This window comes from Aneurinibacillus sp. REN35 (genome assembly GCF_041379945.2).
In the GTDB taxonomy this organism is placed as follows: domain Bacteria; phylum Bacillota; class Bacilli; order Aneurinibacillales; family Aneurinibacillaceae; genus Aneurinibacillus.
Genome location: NZ_JBFTXJ020000005.1, coordinates 220255 through 236883 on the forward strand (window position 1 = coordinate 220255; position 16629 = coordinate 236883).

General features: G+C 47.0%; 16 protein-coding genes and 1 riboswitch. Of the genes, 7 read left to right on the forward strand and 9 right to left on the reverse strand.

The genetic code is table 11. The features are described 5' to 3' along the window. Positions 1-20: 20 nt before the first annotated feature. On the reverse strand, positions 21-689 hold the full coding sequence (gene trmB, locus AB3351_RS12020) for a tRNA (guanosine(46)-N7)-methyltransferase TrmB (protein ID WP_371147390.1): 669 nt from the start codon (positions 687-689) through the stop codon (positions 21-23). 202 nt (positions 690-891) lie between these two features. Continuing rightward, positions 892-1581 (reverse strand): metal-dependent hydrolase, encoded by a 690-nt coding sequence (locus AB3351_RS12025; RefSeq protein ID WP_371147391.1) that lies wholly within the window; start codon positions 1579-1581, stop codon positions 892-894. A 157-nt stretch (positions 1582-1738) separates the two neighbouring features. On the opposite strand from AB3351_RS12025, the gene AB3351_RS12030 reads away from it, so the two are divergent. The 6 genes from AB3351_RS12030 to AB3351_RS12055 all read left to right on the forward strand — a co-directional run bounded on the left by AB3351_RS12030 (position 1739) and on the right by AB3351_RS12055 (position 7968). Further along, complete coding sequence (locus AB3351_RS12030; protein WP_371147392.1) at positions 1739-3175, forward strand: YheC/YheD family endospore coat-associated protein; 1437 nt, start codon at positions 1739-1741, stop codon at positions 3173-3175. Next, positions 3172-4284: a YheC/YheD family endospore coat-associated protein gene (locus AB3351_RS12035; RefSeq protein WP_371147393.1), complete on the forward strand. Its 1113-nt coding sequence runs from the start codon at positions 3172-3174 to the stop codon at positions 4282-4284. The genes AB3351_RS12030 and AB3351_RS12035 overlap by 4 nt, the downstream gene beginning before the upstream one ends. Further along, positions 4281-5603 (forward strand): YheC/YheD family endospore coat-associated protein, encoded by a 1323-nt coding sequence (locus AB3351_RS12040; protein WP_371147394.1) that lies wholly within the window; start codon positions 4281-4283, stop codon positions 5601-5603. The genes AB3351_RS12035 and AB3351_RS12040 overlap by 4 nt, the downstream gene beginning before the upstream one ends. Next, positions 5590-6054: a GNAT family N-acetyltransferase gene (locus AB3351_RS12045; protein WP_371147395.1), complete on the forward strand. Its 465-nt coding sequence runs from the start codon at positions 5590-5592 to the stop codon at positions 6052-6054. The genes AB3351_RS12040 and AB3351_RS12045 overlap by 14 nt, the downstream gene beginning before the upstream one ends. Continuing rightward, the gene (locus AB3351_RS12050) at positions 6051-7142 is read left to right on the forward strand and encodes a YheC/YheD family endospore coat-associated protein (RefSeq protein ID WP_371147396.1); all 1092 of its coding nucleotides are present in this window, start codon (positions 6051-6053) and stop codon (positions 7140-7142) included. The genes AB3351_RS12045 and AB3351_RS12050 overlap by 4 nt, the downstream gene beginning before the upstream one ends. 147 nt (positions 7143-7289) lie before the next feature. Further along, positions 7290-7434: riboswitch (cyclic di-AMP (ydaO/yuaA leader) on the forward strand. Between the two features lie 6 nt (positions 7435-7440). Then, the gene (locus AB3351_RS12055; protein WP_371147397.1) at positions 7441-7968 is read left to right on the forward strand and encodes a C40 family peptidase; all 528 of its coding nucleotides are present in this window, start codon (positions 7441-7443) and stop codon (positions 7966-7968) included. Positions 7969-8024: 56 nt separating this feature from the next. Here AB3351_RS12055 and AB3351_RS12060 read toward each other — a convergent pair whose 3' ends face one another. Beyond that, positions 8025-8675 carry a hypothetical protein gene (locus tag AB3351_RS12060; protein ID WP_371147398.1) on the reverse strand — a complete coding sequence of 217 codons (651 nt, stop codon included), beginning with the start codon at positions 8673-8675 and terminating at the stop codon, positions 8025-8027. A gap of 187 nt (positions 8676-8862) precedes the next feature. On the opposite strand from AB3351_RS12060, the gene nhaC reads away from it, so the two are divergent. Beyond that, positions 8863-10263 carry a Na+/H+ antiporter NhaC gene (nhaC, locus tag AB3351_RS12065; protein WP_371147399.1) on the forward strand — a complete coding sequence of 467 codons (1401 nt, stop codon included), beginning with the start codon at positions 8863-8865 and terminating at the stop codon, positions 10261-10263. A 65-nt stretch (positions 10264-10328) separates the two neighbouring features. Here the strand turns inward: nhaC and AB3351_RS12070 are convergent, their stop codons facing one another. The 6 genes from AB3351_RS12070 to gucD all read right to left on the reverse strand — a co-directional run bounded on the left by AB3351_RS12070 (position 10329) and on the right by gucD (position 16600). Continuing rightward, the gene (locus AB3351_RS12070; protein WP_371147400.1) at positions 10329-11522 is read right to left on the reverse strand and encodes a PQQ-dependent sugar dehydrogenase; all 1194 of its coding nucleotides are present in this window, start codon (positions 11520-11522) and stop codon (positions 10329-10331) included. Between the two features lie 23 nt (positions 11523-11545). Beyond that, a complete protein-coding gene (locus AB3351_RS12075) occupies positions 11546-12703 on the reverse strand; it encodes an aminotransferase A (protein ID WP_371147401.1) in 1158 nt (385 codons plus the stop codon). Positions 12704-12783: 80 nt separating this feature from the next. After that, positions 12784-13473: an MgtC/SapB family protein gene (locus tag AB3351_RS12080; protein ID WP_371147402.1), complete on the reverse strand. Its 690-nt coding sequence runs from the start codon at positions 13471-13473 to the stop codon at positions 12784-12786. 80 nt (positions 13474-13553) lie between these two features. Further along, on the reverse strand, positions 13554-14051 hold the full coding sequence (locus AB3351_RS12085) for an NUDIX domain-containing protein (RefSeq protein WP_371147403.1): 498 nt from the start codon (positions 14049-14051) through the stop codon (positions 13554-13556). A 138-nt stretch (positions 14052-14189) separates the two neighbouring features. Beyond that, positions 14190-15074, reverse strand: coding sequence for a fumarylacetoacetate hydrolase family protein (locus AB3351_RS12090; protein WP_371147404.1), 885 nt, complete (start codon positions 15072-15074; stop codon positions 14190-14192). 59 nt (positions 15075-15133) lie between these two features. After that, positions 15134-16600, reverse strand: a complete 1467-nt coding sequence (gene gucD, locus AB3351_RS12095; RefSeq protein WP_371147405.1) for an alpha-ketoglutaric semialdehyde dehydrogenase GucD — start codon at positions 16598-16600, stop codon at positions 15134-15136. Between the last annotated feature and the right edge of the window lie 29 nt (positions 16601-16629).

The window sequence follows — 16629 nt, forward strand, 5'->3', positions numbered from 1 at the left end:
CGCTCAGACTCACTACTATCTTACTCCTCAAATCGAGCGCGCATCTGTGCCGGATGGGCAGCAACGCAGCGGAAAATCTTCATACCCCGATCCACAAACTTCGCTTCATATTCGGTCATGACATTTCCTTCGACAGCATCGCTGTTATGAAGATCAAATGTAATCTCCTTAAGCAAAAACAACTCATGTGCAAATTCATTTAGACTAAATTCAAATAAACCTTCGTTATCGGTTTTTAGCTGAATCACACCACTCGGCTTTAGCAGTTTCCGGTATTTCTCTAAGAATTCACGGTACGTCAACCGGCGCTTAAAATGCCGCTTCTTCGGCCATGGATCACTGAAATTAAGATAGAACTTGTCCACTTCTTCCGGTGCAAAGTACTTCTCGATATCCTGAATGTTTATCCAAAGAAATGCGATATTACTAAGCCCTTTTGCTTCTGCTTTATGCACCGCTTTAATCAATACTTCCTCATACAGCTCAACACCGAAATAGTTGATGTCTGGATTTTGCTCGGCAAGCGTCGTGATAAAGTTGCCCTTTCCTGTACCAAGCTCAACATGAATCGGATTGTTATTTCCAAAGAATGTGTGCCATTTTCCTCTGTATTCCTCACCGTCTAACGGAATAAGCTTTGGATATGTCTCCATAGCCTCCCGCACACCCGGTTTTTTACGTAAGCGCATGTTATCGATCACCTGTTTATTTCAAGATTTTTCACACTGATATTAATCTTACGCGCTGGGATTCGAAGATGCAACCGCAAAAAAAGAGAGCAGCCTGATCGGCTGCTCCAACACAAGAGGTATATAAAAAGGGGGTTTTTCATCACATCTTTAAGATACTCTATCAATATTACACAGGTATTACAAAACTATTACTAAACTATTATATTTCAAACTCATCACCCACATTCATCACCCGACCTGCAAGGCCCTTTCTTTCTAATTCCTGCACGAATGCGCTTGCATCCTGTTCAATAGCAGGGAATGTATTATAATGCACAGGTACCGTAAGCTTCGCGCCAACCCATTCAGACGCCTGCAGCGCATCCTCCGGTCCCATCGTATAGTTATCGCCAATCGGCACAAACGCTACATCGATGCGGTTGCGCTCTCCGATCATTTTTAGATCGCTAAATAGGCCGGTATCTCCGAGATGATAAAGTGTCTTGTCCTCTATTGTCACAAGGAAGCCACCCGGCATCCCCGCATATACAATCTTCTGCTCCTCATCAAGTACGATACTTGAGCTGTGAAATGCCTGGGTCATTTTCACTTTTCCAAAATCAAATGTATACGCTCCGCCTAAATTCATCGCATGCGCCTTAACTCCCTGCCATCCCATATATGTCGCCAACTCATGCGTGGCGATTATGGTCGCATCATTTTGCTTGGCAATGGCAAGCGCATCGCCAATGTGATCTCCATGACCGTGCGTTAAGAGAACGTATTGAACCTTAATATCTTCCGGCTTTGCTTTTGCTAAGCTGTTTCCCGTTAGAAACGGATCAATAATCAGCGATGTACCTTGGTTTGAAACTTGCACACAAGAATGTCCATGATACGTAATTTTCATACTTCATCCTCCATTCATTGCTTCATTGCTTCATCCTCTTCTATTGTATCAGCCTACTAAGACGTAAACAAATAGATAACGGGAAGACTCACGCTCTCAAACATTTACTCATAAGATAAAGGGATGATACACGCATACAGGAAGGAGGGGGCGAGCGATGACACAACATTATACGCGGATTCAACGCACAGCCGATACAGCTTTTTCTTCCGGAATCGATTTACAGCTCCCAGCTTCCTTTGCCAAAGCTTACGGGATTTCCGGCACACGCTCACTTGAACTCGTCTATGGCCTGCAGAAAGCTGTGGTAGACTTCGAGGTCGCTGCTACCAGTTCAGCGATACGTATCCGGGATTCCCTGGCACGCAGGCTTCATCTGCTCGATGATGATCTGACGTACGGTTTTCATTTTCACCCCGAGACCCGAACATTGTTAGTCGGCCCACTAGTCGGCGCTCTCATTTATCGAATGTCTCCTACAGAAGAAGGACCGTTCGGCAGCATTACCAATTTCTGCAGAGAGCTGACGGAAGCTTGCCGAAAACGGGGCGGGCTCGGCTTTATCTTCACGCTTGAACAAGTGTCCCAGGAAAATGACACCGTGGAGGGCTGGACTTACCGCAACCAGCAGTGGATCAGACGATATTTCCCCCTTCCCAAATGCATCTATAATCGAATTGGATCACGCCGAATTGAAGAAAAAGCCGACACACAGGAGAGGATTTCAATACTAAAAGAAAAAGGCGCGCTGTTCTTCAATGAGCAATTCCTCGACAAATGGCAGATTTACCAGCGGTTGTCTCTTCTTCCGGAGGCAGCATCCTTTTCTCCTTATACCGAACTTTATAAGGGTGCTGCATCCTTGACTGACATCTTACAGCATTATCCTTATCTGTATTTGAAGCCGTCTAGCGGAAGCCTCGGTCGCGGCATCATCCGCATTGTACGCACGAAAGACGGCTATGTCTGTCAATATGATTCATTGAACGGTACGGTTACGCGCCGCTATGCTACGTTCGGTCCAATGCATCAGATGCTGCGCTCCCGCATCGGAAAACAGCCTTATTTAATGCAGCAGGGTCTGCATCTTGTCAAGCTTCGCGGGGGAATTGTCGATTTTCGGGCACTTGTGCAAAAAAACAAACAGGGGGAATGGAGCATCACTTCTATCGTAGGGCGCAGCGCACCGACCAGCAGCAGCATTGTTTCTAATGTAGCGCGCGGCGGCACCATGCTGTCTCTACAACGGACACTAACGGCAGTAGGGTTTCCGCCGATTGCCTGCAAGACAATCGCCGCTTCCGTCCGAGAGCATGCGCTTCTGATTGCCCGTCTCTTTGAACAATCGATAGAAGGCCATTATGCTGAACTTGGGATTGACCTTGGCATCGACAAAAACGGAAAAGTATGGCTCCTTGAGATTAACTCCAAGCCCTCTAAAACAAACAATGCATTGGCGAATGCCAGCAAAGGGCCGCGTCCTTCTGTCATTCGACTGGTTGACTACTGTTTTTGGCGCAGCGGCTATCAAGCTGCCGCCGTGCAAAAAACTCCGAAAATCAAGCGTCGTACAAGAAGGAGGTCATCACCATGAAAAAAAGGGGATCGGGCTATTTAGCCATCTTGGCCACTCCGAGCGCGAAATATAAACCCTTTCCGGAAAAATCTTTTTATGCGTTTATGACTCAAGCGGGGAGACGTATCGGGCTGCCCGTCTATGTTATTTTACCTACACATATTAATTTTGCGACCAAAACCGTCGTCGCATATCGGTATACCCCCGAAAAAACATGGGTACGAGTTCGCATGCCATTTCCGGCAATGGTATATGATCGGCTATCCAATCGCGCAAAATACGCCAAACAAATAAAAGGCCTAAAAGAAGAACCTTCCATTACATTTCTCGGACATGTGTTGGGCGATAAGCTCAAAAACCATAATCATTTGATTCAACACCCCGAGATTGCCGCCCATATGCCGCCTACAGAACTGATTACATCCATGCAGGTTGTAAAGACCCTGCTCGATCAATATGACTCCGTAATTGTAAAGCCGATGCGCAATTCACTTGGAATCGGAGTCATGAAGATTACCTCCAACGATCGACTGCATCGTGTAGAAGGACGGGATTTCAAAAACAAAATCTTTCACCGGGTTTTCCCTAACCGCAATGCCCTTCTCTTATGGCTTCGCAATCAATTTACCGCAAAAATGATTGCCCAGCCTTATCTTACACTTCATACTCCTGAAGGTGTTCCTTTTGATATACGGGTGCTCGTACAAAAAAACGGAAAAGGCGAATGGAAGGAAACCGGTCGGGCCATTCGGGCGGGCGTGCCTGAAGGACTTACATCCAACCTATGCGGAGGCGGAAAAGCACATGAATGCGATGCGTTCCTGCGCCAGCATTTTAGTGAGGAACAGCTTGTCGTTATCTACCAAGACATGGATACGATCATTAAGGAGCTTCCAGCTTTTCTTGAACACAGACACGGACGCCTCGTTGAACTTGGAATTGACATTGGAATTGATCGTGAGGGAAAGGTGTGGCTCATTGAGGTGAATTCCAAGCCAGGGCGCGCATCATTCCGTCGAATTGAAGGCGGCAAATATTATCGTGATGTACGGCTCAATCCTCTTCGCTATGCACACTATCTGGCAAAACATATAGGAGATGGACGGCAAGGGTCGGTGACAATATGAGCAAACTTGCGACCGGATGGGTGTCGATCCATCCATTGCAGCATACATGGCGGCTCCATCTCTCTGGAAAAAACACACCACGTGCGCTGCGAACCCGAAAGAAATTAGCCCTGCAATTCGGAACCTGGAAGAAAACGCTGCTTGTCACACATAAGCGGCCTGAGCCTAATGTTATTAGAGCGAAAGTACGCATTCGCAGGCAAAAGAACCGCTTATCGATCGGTCCTTTCATCGGTATCCTTACCGTAGCAGGCGGTGGACTCTTCCGGGGAGTACAGAGCAATTTCATTGATATTATTGAAGCGGGCCGGAAATGGGGCGCATTTGTCTATGTTGTACCCATTGAGAATATCAACTGGCAATCACGTACCGTACAGGGCTATCTCTTCCACAAAAAAGAAAAGAGATGGATTAAGGAACATCTCCCTCTGCCGCATGTTCTATACAATCGCATTCCCAATCGAGCCTACGAGGAAAAGGAGCATGTGAAGGCGGCTCTTGAGCAGCTAAGCGAGCTACGTGACATACGATTATACAATCCACAATTCTTCAACAAACAAAAGCTGTATGCCACACTGCAAAAAGACGCCGACGTAGCGCCGTATCTTCCACAGACCATAACGCTCACAGCAAAAAACGCGCTCTACGAGATGTTGGCAGCCTATCCATTCGTATATGTTAAGCCGGTTCAAGGCATGGCAGGCCAAGGCATTTATCGCATTCAAAAAAGAGCCGAGGGCGGATTTCTTTTAAAATATCAACAGCAGCAAAAGACGATAAGCAAGTCATTTTCTTCAAAAGAAGATATCTGGAAATATATCTCTCCCCGTCTCACACAGCCCTACATCGTACAGCAGGGAATCGATCTGGCGACCTTTGAGAACAAGCTTTTTGATATTCGCCTTCTGGCACAAAAAAACGGGCATGGCGTATGGGACGTAACCGGAATAGGAATCCGGCTAGCCGGTTCCGGTAAAATCACAACACATGTACCATGGGGCGGCTCCGTTCAAGCACCGGAAGACATCCTAATGACCGCATTTCCCCATATCTCACATGAGTTTATGCTTGCATCCGTACGTCACATGGCTCTCAGCATTGCCCGATCCCTAGAAAAAGAATGGCCTACGCTTGGAGAGGTATCGATGGATATCGGAATCGATAAACATGCTAAGATCTGGTTTATCGAGGCCAATGCCAAACCAGGCAAATTCGACGAGCCTCATATCCGCAGGCTGTCCCTTCAACGCATTGTAGAATACGCTCAGCACCAAGCAAATTTTAGCGAGCTCGGAGAGAAGCGGTATGCACGTCCATGAACTTTCTCCAACTATCTTTGGACGTACGCGCGACAAATTCATTCGTTTTGCTCATCATCATGGCAGCCGCCGCATTACAGGGCAGGCAATCCGTTGGCTGCGCGAAGTACCTGAAGATATGTTTATGCAGCAAGGAAATATTATCCTTGCTGCTATTCAAAATAAAAAACTGCTCGGACTTCTCGCCGTCTGCGAGTACGGTATAACAGAATCCTTTCTCATTGTTCACAAAGATGCACGACGTAATGGAGTCGGCAGCTTGTTAACGGCAGAAGGGATCAAGAGAATGGGCAAACTATATGTACGTGTAGCGGCCGACAATGAACCCAGCCTGAAGACTTGTTTTGCCGTTGGCATGGTGGCCTTCGCCTGTTTTCGCGGCGTTACCGATAAACCGACACTCTGGCTTGCAGCGGGAGATTGGAGCAGAGAAGATGTGGGGAGCATATGACTATAGATCAACCGCTTATCGGTGTACTTACACACCGCAACAAGGACTTTATTGCCGGGAAAAATTATCTTACCCGCCTGGCCATCGTTGCCGCAGCCTATCACTGTCAGCTTGTTGCCTACTCTCCGATAGATATAGATGAATCACTCGGTATCGTCAGAGGTTTTTCCTATAACATAAAAGAAAAAATATGGAGAAGAACAAAAACACGCTTACCCGATATCGTATACGATCGCTTTAGCAATATGACACCGGATATATTTAAAAAATATGCCGCGTACCGCAGCGCAAGCCGTCTTACTTACTTAAACAATCGGTTTGCACATAAATGGAATGCGCACCGTTTCTTCCATCGAAATCCAGAGCTTGTACCCTATCTGCCCGATACAGCTCTTATGCAATCAGGTGCGTTGCAACGAATGACTCGCAAACATCCCACTCTCTACATGAAACCTGTCAACGGCTCCGGCGGAAAAGGAATTATGCGTATTCGCCGTACCGGAAACACATTTGAGATGATCGGTCGAGACCGCAGCGGATGCATTATCCGCAATAAGATCGGGAGTCTATCCGCAGCGGAACGCTTCCTAACTTTATGGTGCCAAAAACAAGGGCGTACATTCATCATTCAGCAGGGACTTGATCTTACCCTCCTCCCTGGAAGTATTTGCGACAGCCGGATTCTCGTACAAAAGGATGAAGAAGAGAAGTGGAATGTGACAGGAATGGTTGGCAAGAAATCACCAGAGGCCTTTGTCACATCCAATCTGCAAAGCGGAGGACATGCGATTCCGCTTGAAGAATTACTGGCCTGTCACTTTTCTGCCCATAATACGGAAGAAATTATGAAAGAGATCAAGAATGTTAGTCTTTTGCTGCCCCGGTATATCGAATCAAAGTTCGGTCACTTCATAGAATTTGGTATTGATATTGGGATTGATACAAAAGGCCGTATTTGGATTATTGAGGTGAATACCAAGCCAAACCGGGAACTATTCCGACTCTCTGGTCAAGAGAAGGTATATCTCAGCGCAATCGAAATGCCTATACGTGTTGCCGCCTCTCGTTTGAATGCGATAAAAAAATGATAAGATACTCCTGCATAAATAGCCTTTGTTCTCTGCTTAAGAGAACAAAGGCTTTATATCTTTTGTCACTGATATACATAATGCGGATGGCTTTCCATTTATCACATAATGTTTGGTCTCTATATTTACGTTACCGTATAGACAGCACCAAAAAACAGGCCAAATCCGGACTTCATACGAAACCGGAACGGGGGAACCAGGCATTCTAGGGGTGAAATCACGCACAACGCGTGGTCGGGGAACCTTTCAACCGAACCCGTCAGCTAACCTCGTCGGCTAGAAGAGAGGGAGAAACGAGATGAAAAAAAGAAATAAAGCGTTTACAACCGGAGTGCTTGCAGCAAGCATGTTATTGGGCGGATTGGCTTTTGAACCGGGACAAGCTGAAGCAGCCACTGCGAGCGCGCAGTTTGGACAAACCATCAGCGTAGCAACTGCTGATCGTGTCATCGACAATATTATCAGCACCGGAAAAAGCCTAGAAGGTGTGGCACAATACAGCCATAACTATGTTCCGGGAAAATATATGGATTGCTCACAATTTATGTACTATATCTTCCAAAAGAACAGCATTGATATTCACACGCGTGATGATGATCGCCAAGTAAACCTTGGAAGCTATGTTCCAAAAAGCCAAATCAAAAAAGGGGATCTTATCTTCTATAGCACAAAGGCAGACAAATGGGATATTACACATGTAAGCATGTACATCGGAGACGGTAAAGTTCTTCATATGGCCAATACAAAATCTGATGTCACAATCAGCAATTTGAATAGCTCTTGGCATCAAGATAACTATGTAACGGCACGCCGTATCATTAAATAAGCATCATAAAATAAAAGCGAGGCTGACCCATAAAAAATGGGAAGGCCCCGCTTTATTCAGGTTGCATGTGCATACCGTTGAAAATATCCAATGATGTCTTCTATATTCTCTGTAAGCGTCCAGCCTTTTTGTATCAGGATGTTTCTATGTTCACGATGAAAGGGCTCCGCTTCATCACGAATCGTTCGCTGCCAATCGGATAGCTTTTTGCGTTCTTCTGTAGAAAGACGCTCTTCAATTGCACTGCAAATAAACGAACGACAAATGCTTGTTTTATATTGCGGTGCAAGTCCGCATCCTTTTCCATCGACAAAAAACTGACAAACCGCATATGCCAGACGCTCATCCACCGCTCTATACATTGTGCGCGGAGACTGTCTTAATTGGTCATACCGCTGCGCAGGAGATTTACTCTCCCCTTCTGCTTGCTTATAGAACAGCGGATGGATTGTAGCACCTGCGACGATCTCATACGCGTGTACCACATTCATTGGGTTTTCGTATATTTGTTTCAGGAAAAAATCAGTGGCATCTGCCGCAATCATCTTATAGATCTCAAATAAGGTAAATACAGGCTCATATGCACAGCAGCCAATATGGAGCAGCTCCGGTGAACGCCGCTGAAAATGCGGCTCCGGACAAGCCCGACATACACCCGAAAGCAGTTGCTTGCTTTTCTCATCCCACCATAAAGTATTCTCTTCCATATTCTCATCCTTACTTACTATACTTTCCTAACGGTGTCTTCTTTCTCTTATACTTTATCGTACAAAACCTTCATTGAAAATAATACTTTACAAACAAACTATCAATCCTGTATTCTAATGGGGTTACTTTATTACGGAAAAGCGGACAAGCAGTTATGCAATAAATTTTTTTTGGAGGGAATCGAACGTGCGCGAAGAAACTTCACATCATTTTTTTACCAAAGCCGAAGCATTCGTTACAACGATTATACTGCTTAGCATTATCGGCTTATTTATTATTAAGCTAGAAGCGCCGCCCCATGTTCCGCTTCTACTCTGTACGCTTCTGCTCATCCTCATCGGCTTCCTGAAGAAAGCTTCATGGAAAGAGATGGAGCAGGGAATCATCGACGGCGTGCGACCCGGCCTTATTCCTATTTTTATTTTTCTTCTAATCGGAGCGCTCATCGGTGTCTGGATGGTGAGCGGCACCGTCCCAACAATGATGATGTACGGCTTTACTATTTTATCGGCTGATTACTTTTTGCCTGCTGCGCTTCTGATTGCGGCAATTGTCGGCACTTGTATCGGCAGCTCGCTTACGACAGCAGCTACGATTGGTGTAGCACTTATGGGGATGGGGAGTGTGATGGGGATCAGTCCAGCGCTTGTAGCAGGTGCTGTTATCTCCGGTGCTTTTTTCGGTGATAAAATGTCTCCGTTATCTGATACGACGAACCTGGCTCCGACCATTGCACGCATTGATCTATTTACACATATTCGCCATATGACATGGACAACTGTGCCAGCGCTTGTCATTTCTTTGCTTATCTTCTTCTTTATTGGCAGCGGGCAGACGGCGCCCCAGTCTGCCGCCCAAGTAGAGAGCCTGCGACAAGCTCTGCAAGCGCATAGCGTGATCCATCCGGCTGCACTGATTCCGCCGCTCCTGCTTCTTGTGCTTGCCTTGCGGCGTATTCCCGCTATTCCTACATTAATGGCAGGCATCCTATCGGGAATTGTGATTGCTTTCTGGCTGTATCCGGGAATGACAGCAGGACAGATGGCAGCCATTCTGCAGAACGGATTCGTCTCCAAGTCAGGCATAGAGGCGGTCGACTCGCTGCTTACACGCGGCGGCATGCAGAGCATGATGTTCTCTGTTTCGCTCATTTTCTTATCGCTAAGCATGGGCGGCTTGCTATACCGCCTGGGCATTATCAATAGATTAATGGAGATGATTCACAGTTTCATCGAAACTCGTGGACGGCTGATCGCTTCCACCGCTCTCTCCTCCATCGGCATAAATGTACTGCTTGGAGAACAGTATCTATCCATTATTCTGCCTGGAAATGCCTTCGTGCAACAGTATGAGAAGCTTGGACTGGCGCGCAAGAATCTATCACGTGTGCTCGAAGATGCCGGCACAGTCGTCAATCCGCTTGTACCGTGGAGCGTATGCGGTGTATTCCTTACCGGAGTACTTGGGGTCTCTACGATGGAATATCTTCCGTTCGCCTTCTTCTGCCTGCTCTCTCCATTGCTGACCCTGGTGCTCGGTTTTACCGGCATCGGTGTACCGAAAGAACAAGAAGTTCATGTGAAATAACTCATCTTCCGCGTGTAGAGAAACCGATGGTTTTTCTACACGCCTTTTATATCCTGGCAATTTTCTTATTGTGGCTTCAAGCGAATGATCTTATCGTCTCCCGGGCGCTCCTGCCCTCGGCCATCCCGATTATTCGTCAGTATATAGAGCGAACCGTCAGCCCCTTCGACAATGTCACGAATACGACCATATCGGTCCGGAAAAAGCGCATGCAAAGAAACAATTGTAGGCTGCTTCTCCTCTCCCATATCCGCCTTCCATACTTGTTGACCGCGCAGATTGGCCGCAAGCAGTTGATTCTTCCAGGGGCCTTGACTGATAAAGCTTAAGCCAGATGGCGCCCACGTATCTTCTCCGCTATGCATAAGCGGCGGCTCCATTCCTTCCTGACGCTCATCGCCTTCAATGACCGGCCACCCGTAATTCGCCCCTGCTTTGATTATATTTAATTCATCATGTGCAGATTGACCATGTTCTACACTGTACATCTGTCCCGTTTGCGGATGCCATGCTAAGCCCTGGGGATTTCGATGACCATAGCTATAGACGGGAGATGCCGGGTCAGGATTGTCCTGTGGAATAGTCCCGTCCGAGCGAATACGAAGGATCTTTCCTGCCAGATCTTCTCGTTGCTGCGACCGCTCCCGATCAAGCGCATCACCTGTTGTAATATAGAGCATACCATCAGGTCCGAAGCGGAGCCGCCCCCCATTGTGATTCCCATTTCCTGGAATATGGTCAAGCAGGACTTTATCAATCTTGGCACGGTTGTTTCTCTCTACAAGCCGAAGCACTCGGTTCTTAATCTGACCATTTTGTTCATATGAATGGTACACATACAGATAATGATTCTCTGCAAACTTCGGATCAAGAGCAAGTCCTAGCAATCCGCCTTCCCCCTGCTCTACAAACGGCGGCGGAAGGGATAGCACCGGCTCTGTAAGCAGCACTCCCTCTCGTATCACGCGCAGCGTTCCCGGACGTTCCGTAAAAAACATCCTTCCATCCGGTGCAAGCGCCAGCGCCCACGGCACTTGGAGCCCTTCGATAAACACCTCCGGACGATAAGGAATATCCGCTGCCGCAAGTGGTACGGCCTTTTGTACAAGTGGGCGTTCGGCAGGCTGGGAATGTTCCGCTTCCTTTTGTGGAGGTGAAGCGGGAGCTCCCTCTTTGTCCGGCGAGCAGCCAGCAGCACCTCCGACCACACTCAGGCACAGCACCCCTGCAATCAACAGTCGTCCCGCATACCGTTTCATTTCTCTTCCCCTTCCGTCTTTTCTTACTTCAGCGTCACAAGAAAAGCTTCCAAGCGGGTCAAACCTTCTTCTAGAATGTCCATCGCATACGCGTAAGAGATACGAATATATCCTTCACCATACGAGGAGAATGCATCACCCGGCACCACCGCCACACGCTGCTCCTCAAGCAGACGCGAAGCAAAAGCAAAAGAAGAGAGGCCAAATTGTGAGATGGAGGGAAGGATATAGAAGGCACCATCCGGCTTAATAACATCAAGCCCCATGGCAGTAAGGCGCTCATATACGTATGTACGGCGCCGATCATACTCTCCTTTCATCGCTTCCGCATCGTCTATCCCTTCCGTTACCGCTTCAAGTGCCGCATATTGGCTAATCGAGCTTGCACACGTAGCATTATACTGATGAACCTTCACCATCTGTTCCGTTATGTATGCAGGAGCAAACGTAAAACCAATCCGCCATCCGGTCATAGAATGTGATTTTGATAATCCGTTAATCACGATGGTCTTATCCCGCATAAAAGGCAGTGCCGCAATAGAGCGGTGTTCCCCTTCATAAATAAGTTCGCTGTAAATCTCATCGGAAATAACAAAAATTTCTTTGTCCGCAAGCAGCGATGCAATCTCTTTCACTTCATTCTGACCAAGCGTACATCCGGTTGGATTGGATGGATACGGAAGGATGACACAGCGGGTCTTTGCGGTGATTTTTTCTTCGATCAGAGCGGCTGTCATCTTAAATCCGGTATGTCGGGTGTCTACATATACAGGTACCGCACCACACAGCCGAATAATCGGCTCATACCCCGGATAGACAGGTCCCGGCAGAATCACTTCACTTCCTTCTTCTAGAATGGTGCGAAGCGCAATATCGATCGCTTCGCTCGCCCCATTCGTTACGATAATCTCTGCGGCTGCATCGTAGCGCAGGCCGTACTTCTTCTCCATAAATGTACTAACAGCCTCCCGCAACTGCGGCAAACCAGCATTTGGAGTATATGTTGTGTGATTCTGTTCAATCGCTCGTTTGCCCGCCTCTTTAATATGCTCCGGCGTAGCAAAGTCCGGCTGTCCAATCGTTAGTGAAATCGCGTCATCATACTGCTGGACGAGATTAAAGAATCTGCGGATGCCGGAAATTTGAATGTCGCGTACCCTTGTATTAAGTAAATGCTGCATATGTCTCGTTCTTCCTTTCTCCTTATAAAACATGGCCTCTTTTTGTAAAGTATAGCACGATTTTTACAGAAGAATGGCCGCTATTGGACTTTTGCAGAAACAACTCCTTTCATTGATAGCAGCTTCTCGACAATATCTTGATGATTGTAGCCCGGCGGAAACGAAACGAGAACAAATGTCGTAACCCCTTGTTCGGTTTCATCCATAGAAATATCTTTAATTGTAATACCCGTCTCTTCCAAAAGTGCGGTAACACGAGTCAGCATCTGTTGCTCAGGCAATGCAACATAGGAGAGCTGGTATAATGACTTATTCATATGTTTTTTTAAAGGCGGCAGTCCAACCATACATAGAACAACGACAATAACGGTGACGATGGAGACAAAATATTGACCTCCACCAATCGCAAAGCCGATAATCATCGCAAGCAGCAGCATAGCCGCTGTAGAATACCCGCTAATGGTAAACTTATCGCTGCGGAATACGATGCCCGCCGCCAGAAAACCGCCGATTCCGCCGCCTACTTGCGCCGCTAACCGAGCAGGATCAAATCGCACATTGTCACGGTCAATAAATTCATCAAAACCATACAATGATAGCCACATGAGCAGACACCCGGACACGGCAACAAGAATATGCGTCTTTAATCCCGCGAATTTATTTTTTCGCTCGCGTTCCCATCCAAGCAATCCGCCTAGTACTACAGCAAGCAGCAAGCGAAACAAAAAGACGAGATTCCGCCCCCAGTTTATATTCAGGTCAACTTCCATCTCTTTGCCTCCTATACACAGGTATACACAGCAAACGATTTGCTACCTTGCTCTTACCACCTGCGCTCGCTTTTGAGCAATCATGCAAGCATTCCCTCCGTCTTTAGCTGTTCAAGTACCTTTATATCCGTAGGAAATGCGAGTACAGGCAACGTATCATATGAAAAAAATGCCACATCCATCAAATCATCCGCCGCCGCAAGTATACCGCCCTCCTCTTCTGCAAGAAACCATATTCCTACCGTGTGCTGATGCGGATTATGAAAATTGGAATGCACCGCATAGACACGCTGCACAGCAATGGTAAGTCCTGTTTCTTCGTAGAATTCGCGCCGCAACGCATCATGCACATCCTCATCCCACTCTACATAGCCACAGGGAATGCACCACTGACCTTCATAGCTGCCCTGGCGTTGTCCCAGAAGGATCTTGCCATCCCTCATGATAATAGCGGCAACTCCTACAGCGGGATTTTGGTAGAAGATATAGCCGCAGACCGTACAATACGGCTTGCTTGTTTCCTTTTTTTCATTTAATGCAAGCGCTCCCCCACATTTGGGACAATGATGATATCGCATATTTTTCTCCTTTTTCATGTAGTATACCTGATTCCCCAATTTCAGACGCATACTGTGTTATATAAAGAAAAAGGTGACGATACCCGCTTTCCTTGTCGGAAAACGCAGGCATCCGTCACCTCTTGCTTCATTACATTACTACACCATTTTATTTGTCAGCGTACCCAATTTTTCAATCTCAACCGTCACTTCATCTCCGGCTTTCAGCCACTCTCTTTTTTCTTCCGGCAGCCCCATAATCACGCCCTCCGGTGTCCCTGTTAAAATTACATCTCCTGGATACAGCGTCATATGCTCGGAAATATAGCTAATAATCTCATCACAGCGGAAAATCATATCGGACGTGTTCGAATTCTGGCGCACGTCTCCATTCACAATGGTTTTCACCTGCAATTGATTCGGATCTCCCACCTCATCTGCTGTTACAAGGTACGGGCCAATCGGGCTGAAATCATCGCATGTTTTGCCAAGCAGCCACTGGGAGCTTTTAAATTGCAAATCACGGGCCGACAAATCATTCGCATTACAATAACCATACACATACGAAAGTGCGTCTTCGCGCTTTACGTTCTTTGCTTCTTTGCCAATGACAATGGCTAACTCCACCTCATAATCAACCTGCGTTGATTTCTCCGGTAGTTTTACATTCTGTCCATGTCCTGTAAGCGTGTTGCTGAATTTGCTGAACAGAAGCGGAGCTTCTGGCGGCGCCATGTTCGATTCTTCGGCATGCTTCTTATAGTTCAGACCGACACAAATAATTTTTGAAGGTTCCGGTACGCACGGACCGAATCTAAGCGACTCTTCGCTCACAAAACAATCGCTGCCGTTTTGCAGTGCTTCATCGACCAATTGTTCTAGTGCGCACTTTCCACTTGCCCCCTGTTCAATCAATGTTTTTACTGAGACAGGAACATTGTCCGCTTTTGCTTGGGCAAGTGCAGCTTCCACATCAAGAATGCCCTTTTGCGTTTTTACCCCTAGGCCCCATTTTCCTTCTTTCTCGAAAACTACTGTAATCATGGTGCGCCTCCTACTATACGTAATGTAAATATACTAGTTTTGTCGTCGTTCCCTGCTGCCTATGCTTTAACAAACACCGTTTTAATAGAGGTAAAAAACTCTATTGCAGCCTGACCCTGCTCACGGGAATGCGAGCTGGATTGCTTCATCCCTCCGAACGGAGCCTGTAATTCAACCCCTGCTGTTTCGGCATTAATCCGCACAAGCCCAGCCTCCATTTCGTTAATAAAAGCAAGCATGCTGCCAATATTCGTTGTATAAATAGAAGCACTTAGTCCGAATTCCACATCATTTGCCAGCTGGAGCGCTTCTTCGATTGTCTGCACCTTAATTAATGCCAGAACCGGACCAAAGATTTCTTCCTGTGCAATAATCATATCATTTGTGACATCTTCAAACACTGTCGGCTGCACATAAAAACCATGCTCGGCATCATTTTCCGTATATCTTTCACCGCCCCAGAGCAGCGCAGCCCCCTCCTGCTTCCCTTTTTCGATATAGGAAAGGACGGTATTCAGTTGATTTTCACTCGCGCAAGGTCCCATCCAGGTTTCCCCAAGCATTCCGTTGCCGACCTTTATCTCTTTTACTTTGGCTACCAGCTTTTCTTTGAATGCATCATAGACTTCAGCCTCAACGAACACGCGGCTTGTTGCGGTGCATTTCTGCCCCGTAGAACGCAGGCCGCCGCTAATGGTTCCTTCTACCGCGAGATCAAGATCGGCGTCTTTTGCAATAATGACAGGGTTTTTTCCTCCCATCTCAAGCTGATACTTCGCGCCACGGGCAAGCGCTCCCTGGCCAACTCTTTTTCCGACAGCATTGGAGCCGGTAAATGTAATGCCATTAATGTCCGGATGTTCAATTATTCCCTCACCGATAACAGAGCCTTTACCGGTTACCATATTTACAACACCTGCTGGAATCCCGGCTTCATTCATGCATTCAATAATTTTAGCAGCCGTAACCGCTGCCTCCTGTGCCGGTTTAAGAACAACCGCATTTCCATAGATCAGGGCGGGTGCCATTTTCCAGACTGGAATCGCTACCGGAAAGTTCCATGGAGAGATCACACCGACAACACCGAGCGGTACGCGTGTTGTAAACATGAGCGCTTCGCTGTCTGTAGAAGGAATCACATCGCCAACCTTTCGCATCCCTTCCCCCGCATAGTAACGAAGAATGGCAATGCCGCGAGCCGTTTCTCCTTTTGCCTCAGGAAATGTTTTTCCCATTTCTTTCGTCATCGTTTCTGCAATTTCGTCAAGGCGGCTTTCCATAACATTCGCTACTTTATAAAGGTAATCCCCCCGTGCCGCACCGGAAAGCTTACGCCATGCCACCTGGGCTTTTTTTGCAGCGGCAACAGCCGCATCCAGATCTTCACGTGCTGAGCTCTGTACATAGCCGACAATTTCATTTTTGTTGGCCGGGTTGATACTTGCGTCCACCTTGTTTGTAGACGCTGACTTCCATTCACCGTTTATATAATTTAAATACGTTTTTGTCTCTACCTGTGCAGTCATTTCATCCATCTCCTTTTTACTATTGTTTT

Excerpts from the sequence above, each read along its gene's own strand:
- AB3351_RS12060 (WP_371147398.1), bottom strand. The coding sequence starts at position 8,675 with ATGGAAGAGAATACTTTATGGTGGGATGAGAAAAGCAAGCAACTGCTT.
- gucD (WP_371147405.1), bottom strand. The coding sequence starts at position 16,600 with ATGACTGCACAGGTAGAGACAAAAACGTATTTAAATTATATAAACGGT.
- AB3351_RS12025 (WP_371147391.1), bottom strand. The coding sequence starts at position 1,581 with ATGAAAATTACGTATCATGGACATTCTTGTGTGCAAGTTTCAAACCAA.
- AB3351_RS12040 (WP_371147394.1), top strand. The coding sequence starts at position 4,281 with ATGAGCAAACTTGCGACCGGATGGGTGTCGATCCATCCATTGCAGCAT.
- AB3351_RS12035 (WP_371147393.1), top strand. The coding sequence starts at position 3,172 with ATGAAAAAAAGGGGATCGGGCTATTTAGCCATCTTGGCCACTCCGAGC.
- AB3351_RS12055 (WP_371147397.1), top strand. The coding sequence starts at position 7,441 with ATGAAAAAAAGAAATAAAGCGTTTACAACCGGAGTGCTTGCAGCAAGC.
- AB3351_RS12090 (WP_371147404.1), bottom strand. The coding sequence starts at position 15,074 with ATGATTACAGTAGTTTTCGAGAAAGAAGGAAAATGGGGCCTAGGGGTA.
- AB3351_RS12075 (WP_371147401.1), bottom strand. The coding sequence starts at position 12,703 with ATGCAGCATTTACTTAATACAAGGGTACGCGACATTCAAATTTCCGGC.
- AB3351_RS12030 (WP_371147392.1), top strand. The coding sequence starts at position 1,739 with ATGACACAACATTATACGCGGATTCAACGCACAGCCGATACAGCTTTT.
- AB3351_RS12085 (WP_371147403.1), bottom strand. The coding sequence starts at position 14,051 with ATGCGATATCATCATTGTCCCAAATGTGGGGGAGCGCTTGCATTAAAT.
- AB3351_RS12070 (WP_371147400.1), bottom strand. The coding sequence starts at position 11,522 with ATGAAACGGTATGCGGGACGACTGTTGATTGCAGGGGTGCTGTGCCTG.
- AB3351_RS12050 (WP_371147396.1), top strand. The coding sequence starts at position 6,051 with ATGACTATAGATCAACCGCTTATCGGTGTACTTACACACCGCAACAAG.
- AB3351_RS12080 (WP_371147402.1), bottom strand. The coding sequence starts at position 13,473 with ATGGAAGTTGACCTGAATATAAACTGGGGGCGGAATCTCGTCTTTTTG.
- AB3351_RS12045 (WP_371147395.1), top strand. The coding sequence starts at position 5,590 with ATGCACGTCCATGAACTTTCTCCAACTATCTTTGGACGTACGCGCGAC.
- trmB (WP_371147390.1), bottom strand. The coding sequence starts at position 689 with ATGCGCTTACGTAAAAAACCGGGTGTGCGGGAGGCTATGGAGACATAT.